Source organism: Kitasatospora sp. NPDC029367, assembly GCF_055569135.1.
The window spans coordinates 52,917-62,184 of sequence record NZ_JBVHYH010000049.1 but is presented as its reverse complement, the minus strand read 5'-3'; the positions used below and the strand labels follow the sequence as shown (position 1 = coordinate 62,184).

General features: G+C 75.1%; 6 protein-coding genes. 1 reads left to right on the top strand and 5 read right to left on the bottom strand.

Translation table 11 applies throughout. The features are described from left to right. Positions 1 to 193 precede the first annotated feature (193 nt). Genes ACZ4W5_RS24735 through ACZ4W5_RS24725 form a run of 3 tightly spaced genes read right to left on the bottom strand, consistent with a single transcriptional unit; the run spans position 194 to position 4,827 of the window. On the bottom strand, positions 194 to 1,006 hold the full coding sequence (locus ACZ4W5_RS24735; RefSeq protein WP_360237881.1) for a biotin/lipoyl-containing protein: 813 nt from the start codon (positions 1,004 to 1,006) through the stop codon (positions 194 to 196). Then, the gene (locus ACZ4W5_RS24730; RefSeq protein ID WP_360237883.1) at positions 1,003 to 2,529 is read right to left on the bottom strand and encodes a SagB family peptide dehydrogenase; all 1,527 of its coding nucleotides are present in this window, start codon (positions 2,527 to 2,529) and stop codon (positions 1,003 to 1,005) included. The genes ACZ4W5_RS24735 and ACZ4W5_RS24730 overlap by 4 nt, the downstream gene beginning before the upstream one ends. Before the next feature lie 21 nt (positions 2,530 to 2,550). Then, positions 2,551 to 4,827 (bottom strand): TOMM precursor leader peptide-binding protein, encoded by a 2,277-nt coding sequence (locus tag ACZ4W5_RS24725; RefSeq protein WP_402487312.1) that lies wholly within the window; start codon positions 4,825 to 4,827, stop codon positions 2,551 to 2,553. Between ACZ4W5_RS24725 and ACZ4W5_RS24720 the strand changes: the two genes are divergently transcribed. Then, positions 4,801 to 7,611, top strand: coding sequence for an AAA family ATPase (locus ACZ4W5_RS24720; protein WP_465656941.1), 2,811 nt, complete (start codon positions 4,801 to 4,803; stop codon positions 7,609 to 7,611). The two genes, ACZ4W5_RS24725 and ACZ4W5_RS24720, sit on opposite strands and share 27 nt — an antisense overlap. 32 nt (positions 7,612 to 7,643) lie before the next feature. On the opposite strand, the gene ACZ4W5_RS24715 is transcribed toward ACZ4W5_RS24720, so the two are convergent. Continuing rightward, on the bottom strand, positions 7,644 to 8,354 hold the full coding sequence (locus ACZ4W5_RS24715) for a VOC family protein (RefSeq protein ID WP_360237889.1): 711 nt from the start codon (positions 8,352 to 8,354) through the stop codon (positions 7,644 to 7,646). Beyond that, positions 8,288 to 9,190 (bottom strand): hypothetical protein, encoded by a 903-nt coding sequence (locus tag ACZ4W5_RS24710; RefSeq protein WP_402487318.1) that lies wholly within the window; start codon positions 9,188 to 9,190, stop codon positions 8,288 to 8,290. The genes ACZ4W5_RS24715 and ACZ4W5_RS24710 overlap by 67 nt, the downstream gene beginning before the upstream one ends. Positions 9,191 to 9,268: the final 78 nt, after the last annotated feature.

Genomic DNA, 9,268 nt, shown 5'->3' with positions numbered 1-9,268 from the left:
CCGACCACAAGGTCCGCCGGGCGCTGCTGCGCAAGCTCTGAACGGACGTGGCGCCCGGGGGAGGGGACCCACCCCCCGGGGGGGGCCCCCCCCGGCGGCGCTTCGACTTCTCCGGCTTGTTCGGGTCCGGCTCCGGCACGGGGGCGGAGGCCCGGGTGCTCTCCGGGACGGTGGCGGTCATCGGTGCCTCCTCTCAGCGGCCGAGGATCAGGTTGAACGGGGTCTGCTTGCCGACGTTGATGGTGGCGGTGACGGCGACCTGGGTGCCCAGCGGGTTCGGCGGGCCGCTCTGGGAGGTCCAGGCGAAGCCGCTCGGGGTGTTCGGGTCGGGCGTGAGGTCGACGACGACCAGCCGGGGCGCGTCCTTGCCGAGGTAGCGCTGGGCGGCGAGGTCGCCGCCGACCAGGCCGGAGACGGCCTCCCGGGTGAGCGCGTACGGGCTGACCGAGCTGACGGTGCCGCGCAGCAGGCCGAAGGCGCCGGCCGGGGTGGTGGACACGTTGAGGTCGACCTGGTCACCGGGCTCCAGCCCGACGGCGCGGGTGGCCGGCACGAAGACCATCGCGACCGTCCGCTCCTGCGGGTCGTCGACCCGTTCGACCGAGGCGACCGGCGAGCCGGGGGCGACGACCTGGCCGTCGGTGACCGACAGGCCGACCACCCGCCCGCCGAACGGGCTGGTGATCTCCCGGCTGTGGCCCTCGGTGTCCTCGACCCGGGCCACGGACTGGCCCTGCCGGACCTGGTCGGAGGGCTTGGCGAGGACGGTGCGGACCATCCCGCCGTACGGGCTCTGGATCATCGCGGTGCCGTGCGGATGGGTGAGCAGGCCGGGGGCGTCGACGGTGATCGGGATCGTCCCGGCGAAGGTCCACAGCAGCGCGGCGGCCATGGTGATCATCACGACGAACAGGGCGATCCAGCCCCGCGGTGCGGCGAGCAGCGTCGGCGAGTCGAGCTCGTCCGGCTCGCGCATCCGCTGCAGCGCCTTGAAACGGAACTTCATCTTCTGGCTTCTCTCCGTGGGACGCCGACGTCCTGGCGCAGCGTCGGCGGTCGGCTGCCGATCACCAGCTCACCGACGGTGCCCTCGGTGAAGTAGTCGAGGCCGCTGGCCGCGGCGAAGTCGGCCGCGTCGCCGCCGCCGAGGCCGCAGACCGCGAGGTCCATCGCGGTGCCGACCAGGTAGAGGGTCTGGTAGAGCGCGCCGACGTGCTTGAGGATAAGCGGGTAGGCGACCGTCTCGTACTTCCACATCACCCGGCCGAACCGCGCGGTGACCAGCAGCACCACCTGCGGGTCGGTCTGCATCAGGCAGGACTCGCGGGCGCTCCTGACCAGTTGGGCGGTGGCCGGGCTCGGCGCGCTGACCAGCTCCAGCTCGTGCCGGTCCGTCGCGTAGTGCCACAGCCCGGGCTCCAGGCCCGCGCAGGAGGTCACCAGCGGGTACAGCTCCAGCTCGTGCACCGCGCCGCCGCTCGGGTACGGCCGGTCGGCCAGCTCCTGGCCGTCCCCGCCGGTGAAGGTCTGCCGCCGGCGGGCGCTGCGGTAGAGCAGCCCGCCGAGCTGCTCCAGGGTGATCGGCGCCTGCTCGTCGTGGTCGCGCACCGAGCGGCGCTGCTCCAGCACCTCGGTGAACGGCCGGTCGGTGCGGGCGAGTTCGTCCAGGTCGGGGACGGGCAGGGCGACCTTCTCGCCCGCGAACGGCGCGGGCGAGGCGGGCTCGGGGGCGAAGCGGTCGCCGAACCGGTAGGTGCCGCCGTAGCCGGCCACGCTGGTGGGCCGCCGGGTGCGGGAGTGGAAGGCCAGGTCGGCGGCGGTCCACTGGGCGAACCGCTGCTCCTCGGCCTCGGGCTCGGCGCCGGGCGCGCCGTAGGCCAGCAGCCCGGCGGCGGCGAACAGCCGCAGGGTCTGCCGGACGGCGTCCAGCGGCAGGGCGCCCGGGAGTTGGGCGAGTGCGGCGGGGCTGGTCCAGCCGGCCAGGGCGGCCAGCAGGCCGGCCGCCCGGGTGGTCAGCTGGACGGCCAGCGGGCTGCCCGGGGAGCGCACCAGCAGGGCGCCGTCCTCGACCGCGGCGGTGGCGAAGCGGGACAGCTTCACCTGCCCGGTCGGGTCCGGGGTGGGGCCGGGCTCGGCCGCGCCCCGGCCGACCGGGCGCAGCCGGGCCAGCGGCTCGTCGGTGCCGGCGGTGCCGTCCGGGCCGTCCACGGCCAGGTGGACGGAGTGCTCCAGCATCCCGGCCGTGCCGAGCCGGCGGCGGGTCAGCTGCCAGCGCAGCAGGCCGGCGTCGCCGTCCCGGGCCGCGACCAGGGCGGCCAGTTCCTCCTCGGTGTGCTCCCCGGCGGCCAGCGCGGCCACCGCCTCCCGGGCGCCGGGCGCCAGGTCGGGCAGGTTGAGCGCACCGACCGGCGCGGTCAGCCGGACGGCCTTCGGGCCGAGCGGGGCGAACGCGCCGTCGGGGCGCAGCCGCAGCCGGCGCACCGTACGGGCGGCGGCGGGCAGGTGGATCCGGTCAAGGGCGGTGGTCATCGCGTCGGTACCCGGCCGTTCCTAGAAGAAGACGTTCTTCGGGTTGAGCTGCTCCTCGGTCCGCGGAGCGGCCAGTCGGCCCTGGCGGACCGGCACGTCGTAGAGCCGGCCGGGGGCGAGGCGGCGCCAGAAGTGGCGCATGCCGGGGGCGATCACCTTGACCACGGCGAGGTCGAGGTCGGGGCGGCTCTGGTCGAGCACGATCACCTCGACGCCGGCGGCGCGGGCGCGCTCGACGCAGTCCCGGACGTGTCCGGCGAGGTCGTCACCTTCGAGCGGGGCGAAGTCGGCGAGGGTGGTGGCGGCGAGCTCGCGGCCCGGCAGCAGCCAGGGCTCGTCCGCGACGGTCGCCGTCCTGCACCACTCCAGGGTCTCCAGGTCGTCGGTGCGGTAGAGGGTGTTGCCGTTCTCGTCCCGCCGGTCGATGAACGGGAGGAACTGGTTGACCTCGGTGAGTGCGCGGATCGCGGCGATCCGCGGGTCCGGGTGGGCGCCGAAGCCGACCATGATGTCCTCGACCTCGTGGAGGCGCCGGGAGACGGCGGCGAACACCGGCACGCCGAGGTCGGAGGTGAGGTCGAGCACCCACAGCTCGCGGTCCACCGAGGCGTAGAAGGCGCGCATGGTGTCCACGTACGGGTCGTTCAGCGAGTCGAGGTCGAACTCGGGCTGGGAGGTGCGGTTGTACCACCACAGGGCGACCGCGTCGCGCTCGACGACCTCGCAGAAGCCCTGGAGGATCGCCTCCTCCAGGGTGTTGCCGCTGGCGCAGCCGTTGGAGTCGCCGACGCAGTAGAAGTGCTGCTGGAGGTCGGGGTGGCCGTACCAGGCGTAGCCGGAGGGGATGAGCCGCTCCTCGTCGTGGGTGAGCGACCAGGCGCGGGTCCAGTCCAGTTCGGCGTCGACCGGGAACGGGTCGGGCACCAGGTGCAGCCGGTGCTTGGGGTCGGCGTTCCACTCGGCGCGGTTCGCGAACTGGGCGTCGGAGAACTGGAGCAGGGCGTCCATGTGGACGGCGACGGCCGGGTCGAGGTCGCGGTAGGCGGCGCGCACCACCGGCTCCTCGCCGCGCCAGACCGCCGAGTAGCGCTCGATCGCCTCGCAGATCGCGCTGACCTTGGCCTGGATCTCGGAGCGGCCCTTGCCGCCGCTCTGGCCGCGCATGTTGCGGCGCAGCAGGTCCATGTTGTCGTTCACCATGGCGAAGTTGTGGCCGGCGGTGAAGCTGTAGGTGATGCCGTTGCCGGTGTCGTCGTGCGCGCCGAGCCGGGTGATCGCGCCCAGGTGCGGGCTGATGTGGTGCTTGAGCCGGTCGTAGGTGAACTGCGGGGCCTGGACGCGGTAGCCGCCGTCGGTGGTGTGCCGGGCCGGGCTGGGCTGGAGGACGACCTTGGGGCTGCGCTCGGTGAGCAGCGCCGGGTCGCCGCAGCTGGGGCACTGGGGCTGGCGGACCAGGGTGTGCTCGGTGGTCTGCAGGGTGTTGAGGTCGAGGCTGACCATGGTGCCGGAGAGGGCGGAGCAGCACTCGTCGGCGAGGATGCGCGCGGTCTCGGTGGCGAGCAGCTGGGCGGTCATCGCCGGGCCGGCCGGGATGGCGGCGCGGGTGGGGTGCAGCGGCACGGTCTCGCCGCGCTTGCCGGCCAGGTAGCGCTCGACCTGGCGGTTGCCGCTGATCCGCTGGGCGAGGCAGGTCCAGCAGCCGGTCTCGTCGGGGCGCAGCAGCGGGCCGAGCCAGGGGGAGGTGCCGGTGGGCTTGGCGAGCAGCCAGGGGCGCCGGTCGGCCAGCCGGGCGGTGTTCAGCCGCTCCAGGGCGGGGGCCAGGTAGTCGTCGGTGAGGACGACGACCATGGTGTCCGGGCCGCCCTCGACGGCCTGGTCCTCGGTGACGGCGCGGGCGCGCAGGCCGGTGGCGGTGAGCGCCTCGACCAGCGGGGCGGCCTCGGCGGCGCCGAGGGCGAGCACCAGCAGCTCGGTGGCCCGGGCGGCCTCCAGGGCGACGGCCGGGTCGACGCCCTGGGCGTCCCAGTAGGCGAGCACGTGGTCCGGCAGTTCGGGCCGGCCCTCGGCGAGGTGCCCGGCGGCCTCGTAGCGGCGCAGTGCGGTCAGCGCCTGGCCGAGCGGGACCTCGCCGCCCAGTTCCTGGAGGATCTCGGCGACGGTGCGCCGTCCGTCCAGGTAGGGCAGGAGGCGCACCGCGGCGGCCCCCGGGACGAGGTAGTCCTGACCCTCTCCGAGCAGGAAGACCTTCTCGCCCACCGTCTCGGTGAGGAAATGGGCCTTGAGCCGCGGTCGCTCCATAAGTCATCCCCCTGTGTTCACAAGTTCGTCGCGAGTATTCGAGCACGGCGCCAATTGGGCTGTACATACTGCATATCCGTGGGCGCCGTCGAGTTACGCATCGCCTGGAATTGCGTATTCCGCTCGGCCGGTACGTATCCCCGTACGTATTCGCCCGGTGCGTTGACAGGGGGGTGCGACAGGCGATACTGGTGTGTCCGCACGCGGGTACGACGGGGGGTTGCGGTGCCGACTGGAGTTTTGCTGCACCGGGAAACGGAGCTGGCGGAGCTGGCGCGCGCGGTGGCCGGGGCGGCCGCCGGCCGTTCCGCTGTCGTGCTGGTCAGGGGCGCGCGCGGGACGGGGAAGAGTGCGCTGCTGCGGGCCGCGCTGGCCCGGCTGCCGGAGGGCGCGGTGGTGCTGCGGGCCCGATGTCACGACAACGAGCGGGACTTTCCGTACGGCGTGGTGCGCCAGCTCTTCGACCCCTTCATGCGCATGACAACAGATCTGGCGCCGGCTCCGCAATTCCCGGGCGAAACACCCCGGGAATTCCCTGTGACGGCCCTCGGCGGAGATCTGCCGGACGCCCTCGGAAGAGCCCTTCCGGCAGGTTCCGAAAACACCGGCAACGGGCGCGAAAGGGTGCTGAACGACCTTTTCCACGCGGCCCGTTCACTCACCGCCCGGACCCCCGTCGTGATGGCCGTGGACGACCTCCACCTGGCCGACGAGGAGTCCCGGCAGTGGTTCTCCTACCTCGCCCGCCGGCTCGACGGCCTGCCCGTCGCCCTGCTCGCCAGCACCGCCGACGAGGCCGCCGACCCGCTCGCCGCCGAACTCGCCGCCCTGCGCCACGCCCGCACCCTCACCCCCGGCCCGCTCTGCGACAGCTGCGTGGCCGAGCGGGTCGCCGAGGAGTTCGACGCCCCGGTCGACCCGGAACTCGCCGCCGTCTGCCACGACCTCTCCCGCGGCAACCCGCTGGTGGTCGAGGAGCTCACCGCCCGGCTGGCCGCCGCCCGGATCAACCCCGGCTCGCCCGACCTCGACACGGTCCTGCGGATCGGCGCCGGCACCCTCGCCGACACCACCCTCAGCTGGCTGCGGCAGAGCCACCCCCGGGCCGCCGAACTGCTCACCGGCCTCGCCGTCCTGGGCACCGGCGCCGACCTCGCCACCGCCGCCCTGCTGACCGGCCAGGGCGAACTCCTCGCCGACGAGGCCCGGGAGGCGCTGCACCGCACCGACCTGATCGAACCCGGCCCGCCGGAGACCTTCCGGCACGAGCTGGTCCGCACCGCCGTGCTGGCCCGCACCGACCCGCGCGTCCTGGTCGCCCTGCACGAGCGGGCCGCCGCCCTGCTCGCCCGGCTCGGCGCCCCCGCCGCCCGCACCGCCGAACACCTGATGTCCTCCGGCACCACCGGGCTGGACTGGGCCGTCCCCGTCCTGCGCACCGCCGCCCGGGACGCCGCCGCCGACGGCCACTGGGACGACGCCGCCCGCTACCTCCAGCGCGCCCTCGCCGACGCCGCCGACCCGGAGCTGGTCCGCTCGCTCACCGGGCAGCTCGGCACCGTCGAACTCCACCGCGACGTGGCCGCCGCCGCCCGCTGCGCCGCCGGCCTCGCCGCCACCCCCGACCCGGTCGAACGGGCCCGGCTGCTACGGCCGTTCGCCGGGCCGGTGCTCGCCCTCAGCGCGGCCGGCGCCGCCGCCGTCCCGTTCGCCGAGGCCGCCGCGGCGCTCGCCGCCACCCCCGGCCCCCCGGCCGAACTGCTGCTGCCGCTCGCCGCCCAGGCCGCCCTCACCGGCCGGCGCACCGCCCTGCGGCCCGCCCTGGCGGCCCTGCGCGCCGAACCGGCCGAGCCCGCCGGCACCGCCCTGCTCGGGGCGCTGGCCGCGCTGGCCGCCGCCGGGGGCCAGCCCCGTACGGCGGTGCGGCTGGCCGGGCGCTGCGTGCGCCGGGTCTCGCCCGCCGAAGCCGGTACGGAGGTGCTGGGCGCCGCGATGGCCTACGCCTGGACCGGGCGGCTGGACGAGGCGGCGGCCTGGGCCGGGCGGGCGGTCCGCTCCGCCCAGCGCTGGAACCACCGCGGCGAACTCGCCCTCGCCCTGCTGGCCCGCTCCGACATCGCCCACCGGCAGGGCCGGCCCGACGCCGCGCTCGCCGACGCCGAGCAGGCCGCCGAGCTGGCCCGGCAGATCCGGGCCGAGGACCTCGCGGGCGCCGCGCAGGCGCTGGCCGTACGGGCCCGGCTGCGCCGCGGCCTGCCGGTGGACGCCGCCGCACTGGCCGGGGTCGAGCTGCCCGCCGAGGCGCACCCGCTGCTGCGCGCGGTGCTGTTGGAGGCCCGCGGCCTGGTCGCCGCGCACCGCGGCGACCACCAGCAGGCGCTGCGGCTCTTCCTGGAGTGCGGGCACCAGTTGGCCGCCCGCGGCGTGGCCGACCCGGCCTGCGTGCCGTGGCGCGCCCACGCGGCCCAGGCCTACCAGGCGCTCGGCGAGCACGCCGCCGCCCGGACCATCGCGGCCGACCCGCTGCCCGGCGGTGACGCCCGGCCGCGCCCGGTCGAGGAGCGCGGCGGCCCGGCGATCGGCACCCGGGACGCCGGGCCGGTCCGGCTGACCCCGAGCGAACGCAGGGTCACCGAGCTGGTGCTGCAGGGCCTGAGCAACCTGGAGGTCGCCGAGCGGCTCTGCCTCAGCAAGCGCACGGTGGACACCCACCTGGGCCGGATCTACCGCAAGCTGGCGATCAAGGGCCGGCCCGAACTGGGGGCCGCGGTCAAGGCGTTGTGACACGCGCGTCCGTCTTGGGAGGCGCGTGCGGCTCAGACCGCCGCCACGAGTCCGAACTCCGCGCCCCACGGGTCGCGCAGCACCGGCGGCTCGTCCGTGCCGGGCCGCATCAACCGGGCTCCCAGCCGGACCGCCCGGTGGACGGCGTCCGCCGGGTCGACCGCGCCGAAGTGCGGCAGCCAGCACGGACGGCCCTGGTCGCTCTCCACCACGCGGGCGTGCACGAAGCCGTCCAGCGTGAACTCCCCCTCCGCGCCGAGCCGGTAGCCGAACAGCGGCCCGTAGAAGGCCTCGGCCTGGGTCGCGGACGGCACCCGCAGCTCGTGGCCGCAGATCGCGCCCGGCTCGTCGGCGAGCACCACGCCCTCGGCCCGGGCCCCCTCCCAGAAGCCGACCGTGACCCCGGAGGAGTCGACGGCGAGCAGCAGCCGGCCGTTCTCCCCGGCGGGCACCGGGGGCATCACCACGCGTCCGCCCAGCCGGCCGACCTGCACGCAGCAGTGCTCCGCGTCCTTGGTCGCCAGGTAGACGTTCCACGCGGCCTGCGGCGGCAGCCCGACCGGTGCGGCGCCGAAGCCGCCGATGACCTCCCCGCCCAGCACGGCCAGTTGGTAGTCCGGCGACTCGGTGACGAACTCCCAGCCCAGCAGCGCCGAGTAGAACTCCCGGCTGCCGCTCAGATCGGGAGTGATGCAGTCAGCCCAGCACGGTGCGCCGATGGCATAGCTGGTACGTCGAGGCACGAGTCGTCCTTCTCCTTGGTCATGGCGTGGGTCATGGCGTGATCGATCAGTCCGGCGGCCTCCTCCGCCCCGCTCACGCCGGGCAGGTGCAGGCAGTGGGTCGGTGCGTCGGCGAGCAGTCCCGAGGACCCGGCCGGCCAGGTCCTGGTGGTGAACTCCCATGGTGCCAGCCGTACTTCCTCGTCGACGCTGCGACACAGCCGGACCAGCGCGGGCGGGGCCAGCCGGGCCCGGACCGGGACGACCGGGCCGAGGCTCTCCGGCCGCACCAGCAGCACCTCGCCGCCGACCGGCGAGGTGACGGTGCGCCAGGTGCCGTCCGGCAGCCCGGCGCCGCGCAGCCGGGCCGCGGCCGGCCCGCGCGCCTCCAGCGGCGCGAGGTAGGGCAGGACGTGCCCGGTGCGGCGGTCCAGCACCAGCAGTCGTCCGGAGACGAACGCCCAGGAGCGCTGCGCCAGCGCGGCGCCGACGTTGGCCTGCTCCGAGTACGGTCCGCCGACCAGTGCCACGGTGGCGTCGCCCTTGGCCAACACCACGGCGGGGGTCAGGCAGAACCGGTCCTGGAGGGCCGCGAACGGCGGCACCGCGCCGGGGAGGTTCCCCCAGCCCCGGAAGGTGCGGCGCAGCAATGGCGTTCCGTCACTGCGGCGCACCAGGAAATCGCCGGGCGCGTCCTTCCCCGGGGTGCGGGAGAATTCCACCCGCAGTTGGTCGGGGTCCCGGGAAATCCCGGTGAGGTGCGGCCCGAAATGGAACGAGATCTCGTCACGGTCGGCCCGGACGAGGGCGATCTCCGAGCCGAAGAAGTCCAGCACGATCGGTTCGATAACCGGCACTGTCGCTCCTGGCGGATTGTTGCACATTCAATTTATGCGGCGGTCCGGAGTTCCGCCGACGGGCCTTCCCCGCCGCCC